General features: G+C 71.5%; 9 protein-coding genes and 1 pseudogene. 6 read left to right on the forward strand and 4 right to left on the reverse strand.

Annotated elements, in window-relative coordinates:
• Positions 1–1784: non-reducing end alpha-L-arabinofuranosidase family hydrolase (locus AB0F11_RS28940; protein ID WP_362179763.1), on the forward strand; the 1784-nt coding region annotated here is incomplete at its 5' end.
• Between the two features lie 717 nt (positions 1785–2501).
• Here AB0F11_RS28940 and AB0F11_RS28945 read toward each other — a convergent pair.
• The 3 genes and pseudogenes from AB0F11_RS28945 to AB0F11_RS28955 form a co-directional block, all read right to left on the reverse strand.
• Positions 2502–2634, reverse strand: a pseudogene (locus AB0F11_RS28945) (IS3 family transposase); the annotation flags it as partial.
• A 38-nt stretch (positions 2635–2672) separates the two neighbouring features.
• The gene (locus AB0F11_RS28950; protein WP_362179766.1) at positions 2673–3287 is read right to left on the reverse strand and encodes a low molecular weight phosphatase family protein; all 615 of its coding nucleotides are present in this window, start codon (positions 3285–3287) and stop codon (positions 2673–2675) included.
• Entirely contained in the window at positions 3284–4918 is a 1635-nt protein-coding gene (locus AB0F11_RS28955; RefSeq protein ID WP_362179768.1) for a polysaccharide biosynthesis tyrosine autokinase, read from the reverse strand. The genes AB0F11_RS28950 and AB0F11_RS28955 overlap by 4 nt, the downstream gene beginning before the upstream one ends.
• A 152-nt stretch (positions 4919–5070) precedes the next feature.
• On the opposite strand from AB0F11_RS28955, the gene AB0F11_RS28960 reads away from it, so the two are divergent.
• The 5 genes from AB0F11_RS28960 (at position 5071) to AB0F11_RS28980 (ending at position 11716) form a co-directional block, all read left to right on the forward strand.
• The gene (locus tag AB0F11_RS28960; protein ID WP_362179771.1) at positions 5071–5784 is read left to right on the forward strand and encodes an LPXTG cell wall anchor domain-containing protein; all 714 of its coding nucleotides are present in this window, start codon (positions 5071–5073) and stop codon (positions 5782–5784) included.
• A 104-nt stretch (positions 5785–5888) separates the two neighbouring features.
• Positions 5889–7673, forward strand: coding sequence for a DUF4012 domain-containing protein (locus AB0F11_RS28965; RefSeq protein WP_362179773.1), 1785 nt, complete (start codon positions 5889–5891; stop codon positions 7671–7673).
• Complete coding sequence (locus AB0F11_RS28970) at positions 7666–8499, forward strand: glutaminyl-peptide cyclotransferase (protein WP_362179776.1); 834 nt, start codon at positions 7666–7668, stop codon at positions 8497–8499. The genes AB0F11_RS28965 and AB0F11_RS28970 overlap by 8 nt, the downstream gene beginning before the upstream one ends.
• A gap of 422 nt (positions 8500–8921) precedes the next feature.
• On the forward strand, positions 8922–10379 hold the full coding sequence (locus tag AB0F11_RS28975; RefSeq protein ID WP_362179779.1) for a sugar transferase: 1458 nt from the start codon (positions 8922–8924) through the stop codon (positions 10377–10379).
• Between the two features lie 74 nt (positions 10380–10453).
• Positions 10454–11716, forward strand: a complete 1263-nt coding sequence (locus tag AB0F11_RS28980) for a hypothetical protein (RefSeq protein ID WP_362179781.1) — start codon at positions 10454–10456, stop codon at positions 11714–11716.
• Here AB0F11_RS28980 and AB0F11_RS28985 read toward each other — a convergent pair.
• Positions 11692–13581, reverse strand: coding sequence for an asparagine synthase-related protein (locus AB0F11_RS28985; RefSeq protein ID WP_362179784.1), 1890 nt, complete (start codon positions 13579–13581; stop codon positions 11692–11694). The two genes, AB0F11_RS28980 and AB0F11_RS28985, sit on opposite strands and share 25 nt — an antisense overlap.
• Between the last annotated feature and the right edge of the window lie 13 nt (positions 13582–13594).

Here is a 13594-nt window from a genome sequence, read left to right on the forward strand (position 1 = left end):
CCGCCCGGGCGGCCGACTCCTCGGCCAAGCTCTGCTACAACGACTACAACATCGAGAACTGGTCGGACGCCAAGACCCAGGGCGTCTACAGCATGGTCAGGGACTTCAAGTCCCGCGGCGTGCCGATCGACTGCGTCGGCTTCCAGAGCCACTTCGGCCCCGGCGGCCCACCGTCCAGCTTCCAGACCACCTTGTCCAACTTCGCCGCCCTGGGCGTGGACGTCCAGATCACCGAGCTGGACATCGCCCAGGCGTCGCCCACCCACTACGCCAACGCGGTCAACGCCTGCCTGTCCGTGACCCGGTGCACCGGCCTCACGGTATGGGGCATCCGGGACAGCGACTCCTGGCGCAGCGGCGAGAGCCCCCTGCTGTTCGACAACAACGGCAACCCCAAGGCCGCCTACACCACCGTCATGAACGCCCTCAAGGCCGCCTCCGGTACCGCCCCGGGCGGGAAGCCCGGCGGAACCGGTACCGGGCAGATCAAGGGCGTCCCCTCCGGTCGTTGTATCGACATCAACGGTTCCACCCCTGTCAACGGCACCCAGGCGCAGCTGTCGGACTGCAACGGACAGACGAACCAGCGCTGGACCTACACCTCCGGCAAGCAGCTGGTGATCAACGGCAACAAGTGCCTGGACGCCATGGCCAAGGGCACCAGCAACGGCACGAGGGTGGTCATCTGGGACTGCAACGGCGGCGCCAACCAGCAGTGGAAGATCAACACCAACGGCACGATCACCGGCGTCCAGTCCGGCCTGTGCCTCGACGCCGTCGGCGCGGCCACCGCCAACGGCACCAGGATCCAGCTGTACTCCTGCGCGTCCGTCGACAACCAGAAGTGGACCGCCCTGTCCGGGACGGGCGGCGGCACGTGTGCTCTTCCCTCGACGTACAAGTGGAGTTCGACGGGTGCCCTCGCACAGCCGTCGAACGGCTGGGCCGCGGTGAAGGACTTCACCCACGTGGTGCACAACGGCAAGCACCTGGTCTACGCGTCGAGCGCAGAGGGAACCTCGTACGGCTCGATGGCGTTCAGTCCCTTCACGAACTGGTCGGACATGGCGTCGGCCGGCCAGACCAAGATGAACCAGAACGCGGTGGCGCCCACGCTGTTCTACTTCGCGCCGAAGAAGATCTGGGTGCTGGCGTACCAGTGGGGTGCGTCGCCCTTCAGCTACCGCACGTCCAGTGATCCCACCAACCCCAACGGCTGGTCCGCGCCGCAGCCGCTGTTCACCGGGAGCCTCCCCGACTCCGGCACCGGCCCGATCGACCAGACCCTGATCGCCGACGACCAGAACATGTACCTGTTCTTCGCCGGTGACAACGGCAAGATCTACCGGGCGAGCATGCCGATCGGGAACTTCCCGGGCAGCTTCGGCTCGTCGTACACGACGGTCATGAGCGACACGGCGAAGAACCTGTTCGAGGCGCCGCAGGTCTACAAGGTCCAGGGCCAGAACCAGTACCTCATGATCGTCGAGGCCCGGGGTGCGAATGAGCAGCGCTACTTCCGCTCGTTCACGGCCTCCAGCCTGAGCGGTTCGTGGACCCCGCAGGCCGCCAGCGAGAGCAACCCCTTCGCCGGCAAGGCCAACAGCGGTGCCAGCTGGACCAATGACATCAGCCACGGTGATCTGGTCCGCGACAACCCCGACCAGACCATGACCATCGACCCCTGCAACCTGCAATTCCTCTACCAGGGCAAGTCCCCCAACGCGGGCGGCCCATACGACCGACTGCCGTACCGGCCGGGCGTCCTCACCCTGCAGCGCTGACCTGCCTGATCCACGGTGATTTGCAGGGAGTACACCTCTCGATGAAGAACGCCACAGCCGGCGGGCGACGCGGGCGTCACCGCCGTCGCCGGAGCGCCACCGGTCTGCCGCTCGGTGTGCCCGCCGTCCTCGTGCCGTACTTCCTGTTCGTGTAGGAGGACTCGCAGGCCGAGACCAGCCGGTAGTGCCTACTACCGGCTGGTCTCGGCGGCTGGTCTCGGTGCGCAGCGGCAAGGTGCAGGCCGCCAAGGGCCAGGTCGGACTCGACCACTACCAGGTCCGCCACTGGACCGCCTGGCACCGGCACATCACGCTCGCCATGCTCGCCCTGGCCTTCCTGACCGCCATCGCCGCCAGCACGGCCCCAAGGCGGCCCACCGACCCGCACCACCACATTCGCGGCAGCGACCCGATCGCGTTGACCGTCCCGGAGGTCCGCCACCTGCTCGCCGTAGTCCTCAACCCACCAGCCGTGACACCAGCCAGGATGCTGCACTGGTCCAACTGGCGCCGACAACACCAGGCAACAGCCCGCCGCAACCACTACCGGCGACGGTCAACTGACGGATTCTCCGGAGAGATCACGAAACCGCACTGGAGTACCAGTTGGTCCGGTGTCCGGAAACTTCGGGGCGGCTCAGGCATCGTGCAACGGTGGTCCTGCAGGCGGCAGCGTCACCTTGGTGGCGAGAGCCCTGGTTGGTCGTGGGCGATCTGGAGGCTCTCGCGTTTCAGGGACGTGTGGAAGCTCTCGCAGGTCGCGTTGTCCGCACTGCTGCCGCGCGCCCATCGAGCGCATGACCCCAAGCTCGGAACACAGCTCTGCGAACTGCCACGACGCGTATGGGGCGATCCGTGATCGGAGTGGAAGCCCCATGCACCCTCGATTCAGACGCTCGCCCCGCCGCCCAGCAGCCGGGCGAGCGCGCTCACCGCCCCGTCGATCTCGCGGGCGCACCCGTACAGCACAGGGTGGGGCCTCCCCCGCGGGTCCGCGACGTCATCCTCGGCCAGCGGGACCGGGGCGGCGGCACCCCGACGGCCGGCCGCGGCCGCGACTACGACGTCGAAACCGTCCACGACCCGCGGGCCCTCCCCATCCGGTACGCCGCCCTGCGCGGTCGCCGCACCTTCCCCGCCCCGCACTTCGTCGACTCCCCCCACGGCGAGACGTACGAACTCCTTCAGGGTGAAGCAGCGCCGCATCGCCGACGGCGCGAGCCGCACCGCTGCCTCCCGGTGCTCGATGGCGAGCCCGAGGACCAGCGCCGCTTCCCCGACGAGCTGCGCGGTGAGCGGGCGGGCCGCGAAGCCGGAGCCGTCACCGCCCAGCTTCTCCAGCACTGCCCTGGTGGAGCTCTCCATGCCGGGCCGGGGCCACGCCTCGGTGCCTGCGCTCTCCGGCCGCACGGCTGAGCCGGGCGGAAGCCTCGCGGCCAGCAGCCGTTCGGCGAGCACCGAGCGGTGCACATTGCCCGTGCAGACGAACAGGATCCGGGTCATTTCTCACCCGCGAGATGCGTCGCCGCGGCCGCGGCGTCCTCCTTCTGGCAATCCGCCACGCGAGGAGCGGGCAGCGCGCCGTACGACCCGTAGGTGCCGTAGCGGTCGCCCCTGGGGACCGGCGCCATGTTGAAGACGGTGCCGAGGACGCGGACACCCACGCGGTCCAGCGATTCCGCGGCGGTGCGGACCTGTTCCCGGCTGGTCTTCGCGGCGCGGACGACGAGCAGCGCGCCCTGGGCGAGCGAGGCGAGTCCGACGGTGTCGGCGACGGGCAGCAGCGGTGCGGTGTCGACGATCACGACCTCGTAGGTGCCCGCCAGGTCGCGCAGCACCTCTTCCATCCGCGCCGAGGCGAGCAGCTCCGTGGGATTCGGTGGTACGGCGCCGCTGGCAAGCACCGAGAGCCCGCCGCCGACCTGCTGCATCACGTCCTCGATGCAGGCCTGTCCGATGAGCACCGTGGTCAGACCGGCATCCTGGACGAGACCGAAGGTCGAGGCCACACACGGACGGCGCAGGTCGCCGTCCACGAGGCAGGTGGAGACACCTGCCTCGGCGAGCGAGAGGGCAAGGTTCACTGCCGTGTTGGTCTTGCCCTCACCGGGCATCGAACTCGTCACCACGATGATCCGGGGCGGGTCGTCGACCTGCGAGAACTGCAGGTTGGTGCGCAGCTTGCGGATGGCCTCGGCGCGGGGGGAGTGCCCGTCGGCGCTGACGAGCGGTTGCTTGGGGACGTTCCTGTCGTACGGGATGGTGCCGAGACCCGGCAGCGTGGTGAACTCGCCCAGCGCCTCGCTGGTCTTGAGGGTGGTGTCGAGGGTCTCACGCAGGGCGACGAGTCCGGCACCGAGCAGCAGGCCGCCGAGCACTCCCGCGGCCAGGTTCAGCAGTGGGCGGGGTGAGACCGGGCCGACGGGGGCGACGGCTTCCTGGGTGACGCCCAGGGAGACGGGCGAGGTGCCGTCGTCCGTACGGCGGCTCTTTCCCGACCGCTCCGAGCCGGGTGTGCGCTTGGGCGCCTCCAGTCGCTCGACCACCGCGCTGAACCGCTGCGCCACGGCATTGGCGATGCGCGCCGCACGCTTGGGCTCGGTGTCCCGGATGGTGATGTCGATGAGCACGGTGTTGAGCGGGGCGACGGCGGTGATCCGCGATGCCAGTTCCTCCGGAGTGGTGCGCAGCCGCAGTTCCTCCACCACGGGCCGGGTCACCTGACGGGTGGTCACGATCGCGGCGTACGACTGAACGCGCGCCTGCGAGAAGGTCTGCCCCTGGTTCAGTTGGGCGGTGTCCTCGCCGGTGCGCGTGGCGACGAAGAGCTGGGTCCTCGCCTCGTAGACGGGTGTGCTCAAGCTCGTCACGGCGAGCGCCGCCCCGATAGCGAGAAGCAGACAGACCACGACGGTCGGCCAGCGTCTGGCAAGAGCTTTCAGGAATCCGTGGAGATCCAAGCTGCACCCCTCATGGGACCGAGGGAACCACCCGAAATGGGATGTTCTGTTCCCTATGTACGCAGCCGACGATAGGGACTCGCGCGTGTCAACCGGGGGAGCCACCCCTATGTCGCCCGCCAAACGACCCGCGCGAACGCACATCGGCCCGCCGGGGGTGACGGCGTGGGCCATCGAGAAGCAAGCGCTACACCATCGGGTGACTTCTGAACAGCGCCACGCCAGTCGGTGCTATATGTCCCATTTATTCCATGTATCCAGATGTTGGTATCCAGATGTTGCTTACGGGCGACGTTGCGGCCTGGCCCGGACTGAAGTCGAGGAGAGTGAAGAAGATGACGACATCGCCCAGATGGCGGGTTGCGCTGACATCGGCAGTATCAGCTGCTGTGCTCGTTGCCGCACCGCTGGTGGGGGCGCAGACCGCCCACGCACAGCCGCCTTCTCCAAGGTGCCACTCGTACCCGCCGGTGCCCCGGCAGCTCACCCTCAGCCGCACCGTGGTGCCTGCCGGGGGCACGCTGACGTTCAGGGGCAATTGCTTCGCCCCCTTCGAGCAGGTAGTGGCGGAACTGCACTCGCATGAGGTCGTCCTGGGCAGGTTCAGGGCGGACGCGGAGGGAGTTGTCACGGGCAAGGTCACCATCCCGCGGAAGACCACGCCGGGGGACCACACCTTCGAGCTGGAGGGCCCCAAGTCCAGGCTCCAGCTCTTCGCCCACATCAAGGTGCTGCGCGTGAGACATGAGCAGGGTGGCAGGGGGCCCGAGCAGTCCGACTGGTCCGACGGATCGAACGGATCCGACCATCGTGACGGACAGGGTGGGCCCGGCCAGCACGACTCCGCCGGACGGGGGAACTCCCATCATCGCTCGGCCCTGGCTGCCACCGGCAGCGAGCAAGCCCTGGCTGGCACCGGCAGCGAGCAGGCCCTGGCTGCCACCGGCAGCCAGGCCCTGGCAGTGAGCGGCATCACGGCCGGGCTGATTGCGGCGGGCGGGGGCACGATGCTGGCCGTGCGCCGTCGCCGCAGTTCATGACGGAGCAAGACATCGGCACGGCGGAACCACGGCGTCCCGGTCCCGGCCGAGACGCCTTCCGCAGGCCCGGCCGCTCCCGCGAGGGGGTACCGGGCCGCCGTCGCGTGCTCAGGAACACCCTGCTGACCGCCGCGGCGCTCCCGCTGGCCGGCGCCGTCTGGATCGGTGTCACCGGGCTGCTCGCGCGTTCGGAGCTGACCGAGGCTGGGCGGGACCTCGACGCGCTGCGGCAGTTGGTGGCGGTCGCGACGGCGCCCGGCTCCGCCGCCGGAAAGGCGACCGCGCCCGCGCCCGCCCGGGTACCGGAACAGGCAGTGCGCTCGGCTGCCGTCCACGCGGCTCGGGCGCATCTTCTCACCACCGGGCCGGCCTGGTACTCCGCCGCCGAGCTGCCCTTCCTCGGGGGTCCCGTCAGAACCGTGCGCGGCGCCGCATACGCGGCGGACCGGCTGGCCAGCGACGTGCTGTCTCCGCTGACCGGCGTCCTGCCGCCGTCCACGCCGCACGGAAGCGGCGGCGGGATGTCCGAGGCCCTCGCGGCGTTGCAGCGGCACGGCCCGGAAATCGCCCGGGCCGCAGACGTCGTTGCCGAGGTGCGGACCGACGTGCACGGTCTGCCCCGGTCCACCTGGCTGCCGGCGGCCGACCGGGCCCGTGCCGCGCTGCAACAGCAGCTCGACCGCCTCGCCCCGGCCATGACCGACGCCTCCCTGGCGGCCCGCGTCCTGCCGTCCATGCTCGGCACGCAAGGACAACGACGTTACTTCCTCGCGTTCCAGAACATCGCCGAGGCGCGCGGCACCGGGGGTCTTCCGGGTGCCTTCGCCGTGCTGCGGGCCGACCGCGGCCGACTGTCCTTCGAGCGGTTCGGCAACAACACGGAGATGGAAACGGCGAAGCCGGACATCGACCTCGGAGCCGAGTTCAACGCCCGCTACGCGGGTAGCGACCCCACCCACGTGTGGCCCAACTCCAACATGAGCCCGCACTTCCCCTACGCGGCCCGCATCTGGGCAGCGGCATGGCGCAAGCACACCGGCGAACGCGTGGACGGGGCGATCGCCGTCGACCCGGTCACACTGAGCCGTCTCCTGCAGGTCACCGGCCCGGCCCGCATGGCCGACGGCACCGAACTCACCGCCGACAACGTCGTGGACCTCACCGAACGGGCCAGCTACGCGAAGTACGACGACATCGCCCGGCGCAAGGCGTTCTTCGTCGACGCCGCCCGTTCCGCCGCCGCACGGCTGATGGGGGCACTCGACGACACGCGCCGACTGCCCGCCCTGCTCGTCGCCCTGAACGACGCCCAGGGGGACGGACGGCTGAAGGTGTGGAGCGCGCATGCGGCGGAGCAGCGCCTCCTGGAGTCCCGCCCCTACTCGGGCACGCTCCCCAACGCCCCTGGCCCCTTCGCGGGACTGGTGGTGAACAACGCGGCCGGCAGCAAGCTGGACTACTACCTTGACCGGAGCCTGACCTGGGAAGCGGGTGCCTGCTCCGGCAGCGCCCGCGCGGTCACCGTGACCATGACCCTGACCAACCGGGCGCCGGCCTCCGGCCTGCCCGACTACGTGACCATCAGGGCTGACTCCCCTCCCTACCGCACCCGGCCGGGTGACAACCGCCTCCAGGTGTCGTACTACGCCGGGGTCGGAGCCACCCTCGCCGACGCAACCCTGGATGGCCGCCGCGCGCTGCTCGCGTCCGGCGTCGAACGCGGCCACTCCGTGTTCACGCTGGACCTGGAGCTGCCCGTGGGCTCCCGCCGCACCCTGGTGCTGCATCTGCTGGAGCCGCACGCGGACGGCGCCCCGACACTGCTGCGGCAGTCCCTGGTCACGCCGCTGCGGACGATGCTCAAGTCGTCAGGTGCCTGCAGTGTCTGAGCGTGTGCGCCGCACGGCGGGGGCCGTGCTCGCGGCCTCGCTGCTGCTCGCGTCACGCCCCCCGGCAGACCGCGCCCCCGACGACCCGGCAGGCCGAGCCCTGGGTGGGCGGCAGGCCGCGGTGCACCGGGTCGAGCACCTGCGGGTCAAGGTGCTCAAGACCCTTCCGCACGACCCGCAGGCGTTCACCCAGGGACTTGAGATGGCTGGCGACACGCTCTACGAAGGCACCGGCATCTCCGGCCGGTCCTCGGTACGGGCAGGGCCTCCGGGCAAGAAGCCCACGGTCCGCGCGGCACTCCCCGCGCCCTTGTTCGGTGAGGGCATCACCGTGCTCGGCCGAACCCTGTGGCAGCTCACCTGGCGGAACCGGACCGCCATCGAGCGCGATGCCAAGACGCTCGCGGAGCTGCGTCGCGTCCCGTACCCGGACGACGGCTGGGGCGTGTGCCTCCAGCGGGCCCGGCACCGGCTGGTGACCAGCGACGGCTCGTCACGGCTGACGTTCCGTGACCCCGGGACGCTCGCGAAGACGGGCGAGGTCACCGTGACCGAAGGGGGCCGGCCGGTGACGGAGCTGAACGAGTTGGAGTGCGTCGGCGCCGCCGTGTACGCCAACGTGCTCTTCACCAACCGCATCGTGCGCATCGATCCCGCCACCGGAGCGGTGACGGCGAGCATCGACGCCTCGGGCCTGCTGCGCGACGACGAGCTCGTCCCCGGGTCCATGCTGAACGGCATCGCGGCGGTCCCCGGGACGGATCAGTTCCTGATCACCGGGAAGTTCTGGCCCAGAATGTTCCGCGTGGTATTGGTCCCGGCCTGACAGACGGGCGGCCCCCGGCGGCTGAACCGGAGGGCGGCCGTGGACGTCGCCCCGCTGCTCCGCGACTCCGTGAAGATGCCGGTCGGCCCTGCGGGTGAGGCGGACACGGAGAGCGAACCGGAGCCGGAGCACGTGAAGCAGGCGGGGTTCGTACGCCCCCTCACCCGTGCGCCGGTCACCGGCGGACCGCACCGCCCTGCAGCGCCCTCCCACAGAAGCACCCTGCCGGGGACTCCGCGCCGCCCGGCCCCGGCGTCTGCATATGCACAGGGCATAGAGCTCTGCTCAACGGGTGAGAGTTGCCCGCGGCCCAGCGTCGCGCCCTGCTGTTCAGTGGACAGCCATACACACTCGAATAGTCCCTTTTTGACGCGCTTGGAGGGCGAATGCGGCTGTTCGAGGAGACAATGCCCCGCGTACCAGTGGCAAGACCTGCGCAGACACAGGCTATCCGGGAGCAGCCGCCGACCAGGCGCCGCACCGGCAAGCCCCTCTGGTACGCGCCGGCCGCCGTCATCGGCGAAGCGGCCGGCGCCGCCGTGCCGGTGTATCTGGCCTTCGCGCTGGCCGGCAGCACGCATGCCGCGGCCTACGCGACGGTGGCGGCCGCAGCATGGCTGCTCGTGCGCGGCGCACGGGGCCGCTACTACGAGCGCCGTCTCGGTGAGCGCGACAGCACCGGCCCCGCGCTGCAGGACTGGCTGGTGCTGGTCGGACTGCTCGCGGTGGTGCGGGCGGCGACGGGCGAGGAGTCCCCGTTCCTCGTCGCACTCGCCGCCCTGGTGCCCTGCGCGCCGACGAGCACCGTCGTGCACGCGCTGATCCACCGTCATCTGGTGGCTCGACGCCGCGACGGCCGGACCGTCCGCCGGGCCCTGGTGATCGGGGAGGCGAACGCTGTCGACGGCCTGGTGAGCCACCTCTCGAAGCGAACCGACCACGAGCTCGTCGTCGTCGGGGTGTGCCCGGTCGGCGACGAGGACCCGCATGCGCTGGCCCCGGTCGCCGCCCGCCTCGGCAGGCAGGCACCGGGGCACATGTCGGCTGACTCCATCCCGGTGCTGGAGGCGGTCCGGCTGCTCAACGTGGACGCGGTCCTCGTCGTGCCGGGACCGTACATGAGCGGAACGCGCCTGCGGCGGCTGTCGTGGGCCCTGCACAGCGAGGAGCGCCCGCTCGTGGTCGTACCGGGCCTGACCGAGGTTGCCGGGCGCCGGGTGGGCGTCCTCTCCGTGGCCGGGCTCACGATGCTGAACGTGGCCCCGCCCCTGAGGCGGGGGCTTGCGACGCTGCTCAAGGCGGTGACGGACCGGCTGGGCGCCGCGCTGCTGATCGTGCTGCTCGCCCCGGTGTTCGTGGCGGTCGCCCTCACCGTACGGCTGGACTCCCCGGGCCCCATCGTGTACCGGCAGACACGCATCGGCCGCGGCGGAAAACCGTTCACCATGGCCAAGTTCCGCACCATGGTCACCGACGCGGAGCGGCTGAGGCACCAGCTGACCGGGACCAACGAGCAGGACGGCCGGATGTTCAAGATCCGCCGCGATCCCCGGATCACCCGTGTTGGCCGGGTGCTGCGCCGCTACTCCCTGGACGAGCTGCCCCAACTGTTCAACGTGGTGCAGGGCCACATGTCCCTGGTCGGCCCGCGGCCGCCGCTGCCCGACGAAGTCGCCGGGTACGACGAGGTGGAGCTGCGCAGGCTGGCCGTCAAACCGGGGCTCACCGGCCTGTGGCAGGTCAGCGGCCGCTCCGACCTCTCCTGGGACGAGACGGTCGCCCTGGACCTCAGGTACGTGGACAACTGGTCCCCGTCCGTGGACCTCGGGGTGCTGTGCCGGACGGTGGGAGCCGTCGTAGCGGGCAGGGGCGCCTACTGAGCAGCTGCCGGCCCCGCTCCCCACTCGACGGCACCGACGACATCCCCAGCACTGGCGATCCTCCTGGAGGGCCCATGCCGCCCGGAACCCCCACCGACCACTCACCCCGAGACCGCTTCGGCCCGGACCACCACGCCGCCGGGGACCGCCTCGGCTCGCCCCGCGAGGCCACGGACGTCCTCGCCCTGGCAGACCGGCTCTTCCGGTGGGCCGACGCCCGCGACTGGGCGGGCCCGGACCCGTACGACGGGCTGACCGGCCCGCTGGGACGGCTGGCCGTGCACCCTGTGCTTCGGCAGGCGCTCCTGCAGGCCGTCAAACGCAGCCGGATCGACCTGCGTCCGGTCCTGGGCATCCGCCCGCTGCGCACCGCGACGGCCGCCGGAACCGCGGCCGGCGCCTGCGCCCGGCTCTCGGCCTCCCCCGTGTGGCGGGAGCGCGCCCTGCGGCTCGGCGGGTTGGCGGCCGCCGAGCAGCTGTCCGGGCGCTACGCCGGGCTGTGGCGCTACGAGTTCGACGTGCAGACCCGCTGGGCGTACTACCCCGCCACCGTCCCCAACCTCGTGGCCACCACCTTCTGCGCGGACGGCTGTCTGGACACCGGAACGCTCGGCGACGAGGCAGTACGGTCGCTCGCCCACGGGCTCCTGGAACACCTGCACAACGGCGAGTTCTTCACCTACACACCGGCCGGCGACGTCCTCGTCCACAACGCCAACCTCATGGGTGCCGCGCTCGCCGCCCGCCTGGCCCGCACCGGGACGCTGCCCGGCGGACTGGCGGACCGCCTGGTCGACGCCGCCCGCGGTGCGGTGGAGGTGAGCCTGGACGGTCAGCGCCCCGACGGTTCGTGGCCGTACGGACGGGGCCCGCGGCTGGGCTGGGTGGACGGCTTCCACACGGGGTACGTACTGCTGCGCCTCGAACAGGCGGGAACGCTGCTCGGCATCGACGTCCGGCGCCCTCTCGAACGGGGGGTGGACCACTACCTGCGGCACCTGTTCGACGGCCCTCTGCCCCGCTACTTCGCGGACGGCCGGAGCAGACGGGACCCGAACAACGACGCGACAGCGGTACGGATGGCGGCGTGGGTGGCCCATCACGGTTTCGTCCAGGCTGACTTCGCCCGGTCCGTGCTGGCAGCCGTCGCGGACCGCTATCCCGGTCTCGGCACGGACGCGCGGGCCAAGGGCTGGCAGGGGAACAGGGCACTGTGGGAGTCGCCCCGATGGAGCGCCGCTCCCCTCCTGGACGCGCTGACCGCCCTCCACGCCGTCCTGCCGGCCGGCCGGCACCCCGCCGCCCCGGCCGCTCAGCCGACGACCGCCGCCTCGTAGCCCGCCAAGACGTCCGCGGTCCGCCCCGCGCCTCCCGCCGCGTTCCGCTCCCACCACACGGCCGCGCAGAACAGCCCGAACACCGCGAGCCCCCGGTCACGCTGGCCCCGGACGTGTTCGGCGACGAGGCGGTCGGCGGTCCGCCGGTCGAAGACGTCGTCGAACAGCGGGGAGCGCCGTACCTCTCTCCACAGACGGTCACCGTGCTCGCGCAGCAGCGACCGTACCGGCGCCCCGAAGCCCGTCTTGGGGCGCCGGGCGACGAACTCCGGCACACCAGACGCCACCGCGGCCGCGCGAAAGCCCGCCTTGCCGTCGCCCAGCCGCAGCTGCTCCTCCGCGACGGCGCCGAGGGCGGAGGCCACCACCGACTCGCCCAGGAACGGCACCCGCAGCTCCACACTCGCCCGCATCGACGCGCGGTCGCCGTACAGCAGGTTCAGCCCCGGCAGGAACAGCCGCCGGTCGCACTCCGCCAGCGCCGCGAGGGGCGTCCCGCCCGCGTCCAACACGGCGCCTGCCACCTCGCGATGCCGCTCGGTGACCGCCTCCAGCCCGACGAGCGGCGACAGCGCCGCCCACTCCCGCCCGGAGTAGTACGACTGCGTCGCCCACGACCAGTCGCGGGGGCTGAGGTGGAGCAGTCGCCCGAACTTGTCCGCACGGCCCCGGTAGCGCCGGGGTGCGGGGACGAAGGCGGCGGCGCCGAGGGTGGGGCGCGCCCACACGGGGAGCTGTTGCAGCAGGAGCACGGCCTGGTAGCGCTCGTATCCGAGGAACAGCTCCTCGACCCCGAGCCCCGACAGCAGCACGGTCGCCTCACCGCGTGCGGCGCGGGAGAGCTGCATGAGGGCGACGGCGGCCGGGTCCCCGAAGGGGAGCTCCATGGTGGTGACCAGCTCCGGGATCCGGCGCAGCACGTCGACGTCCAGGTCGACCCACGTCAGTGGCAGGCCCAGCCAGTGGGCGACCCGGGCGGCGTAGGGGGCGTCGTCCTCGAACGGCTCCGCGGTGGCCGCCGCGGTGCGCGCTCGGGCGGCGAAGGCGGGTCCGGCGAAGCCCTCCCTGCTCATCTCCACGCCCAGCCAGGTGCTGTCCAGCCCGCCGCTCAGCAGCAGCCCCACCGTCACGTCCGCCCGCACCTGCCGGGCGACCGACGCGCGGACCGCGGCACCGATGTCCGCGGCAGGCACAGCGGCACCGGCCCGCCACCAGGGTGACGCCTCGTCATAGCGGGGAGCGCGCCGGGACAGCACCGTCCCGGCCGTGACGGCACGAACGCGCTGCCAGCCGGTCCGCGGCGGCGGCGTCCACAGGAACATGGCGCCCTGCGCCACCGCGACCGGGTCCGCGTCGCCGGTCAGCCCGGCTGCCCGCAGCGGTTCGATCTCACTCGCGAGCGCGACCAGACGGCCCGCCGCGTCCGAGGCCGCGTACAGCGGTTTGACGCCCAGTCGGTCCCGCCCGTAGCGCACCTCGCCGTCGGGCAGGACGAGGGCGAAGGCGAACATGCCGTCCGCCTCGTCGAGCAGCCGCGGTGCGTCGGGCTGCAGCAGCAGTTCGTAGAGGACCTCGGTGTCACCCTCGGTCGTGAAGGTCACGTGCCGCTTCCGCAGCACCTCGCGCAGGTACGGAGCGTTGTAGATCTCGCCGTTGTAGACCATCACGCCCCGCTCCGGGGAGCCGAAGGGCTGGTCGCTCCTCGGGTCGAGGTCCACGACGGCCAGACGGCGGAAGTGCAGCGCAGCGTGCCAGTTACCGCCGTCCAGATCCAGATGCCCGCTCGCGTCGGGGCCGCGGTGCGCGAGCGCCGCGCACGGGTCCCGGTGCGCCGGCGGCCAGCCCTGCGCGGTCCGGTTCAGCATGACCACGAAACCG

Source organism: Streptomyces sp. NPDC032472 (genome assembly GCF_040636955.1).
Taxonomy (GTDB): domain Bacteria; phylum Actinomycetota; class Actinomycetes; order Streptomycetales; family Streptomycetaceae; genus Streptomyces.

Coding starts and splice junctions, on each gene's coding strand:
- AB0F11_RS28985 (WP_362179784.1), bottom strand. CDS start 13,581: ATGCTGAACCGGACCGCGCAGGGCTGGCCGCCGGCGCACCGGGACCCG.
- AB0F11_RS28950 (WP_362179766.1), bottom strand. CDS start 3,287: ATGACCCGGATCCTGTTCGTCTGCACGGGCAATGTGCACCGCTCGGTG.
- AB0F11_RS28955 (WP_362179768.1), bottom strand. CDS start 4,918: ATGGCCCACGCCGTCACCCCCGGCGGGCCGATGTGCGTTCGCGCGGGT.
- AB0F11_RS28980 (WP_362179781.1), top strand. CDS start 10,454: ATGCCGCCCGGAACCCCCACCGACCACTCACCCCGAGACCGCTTCGGC.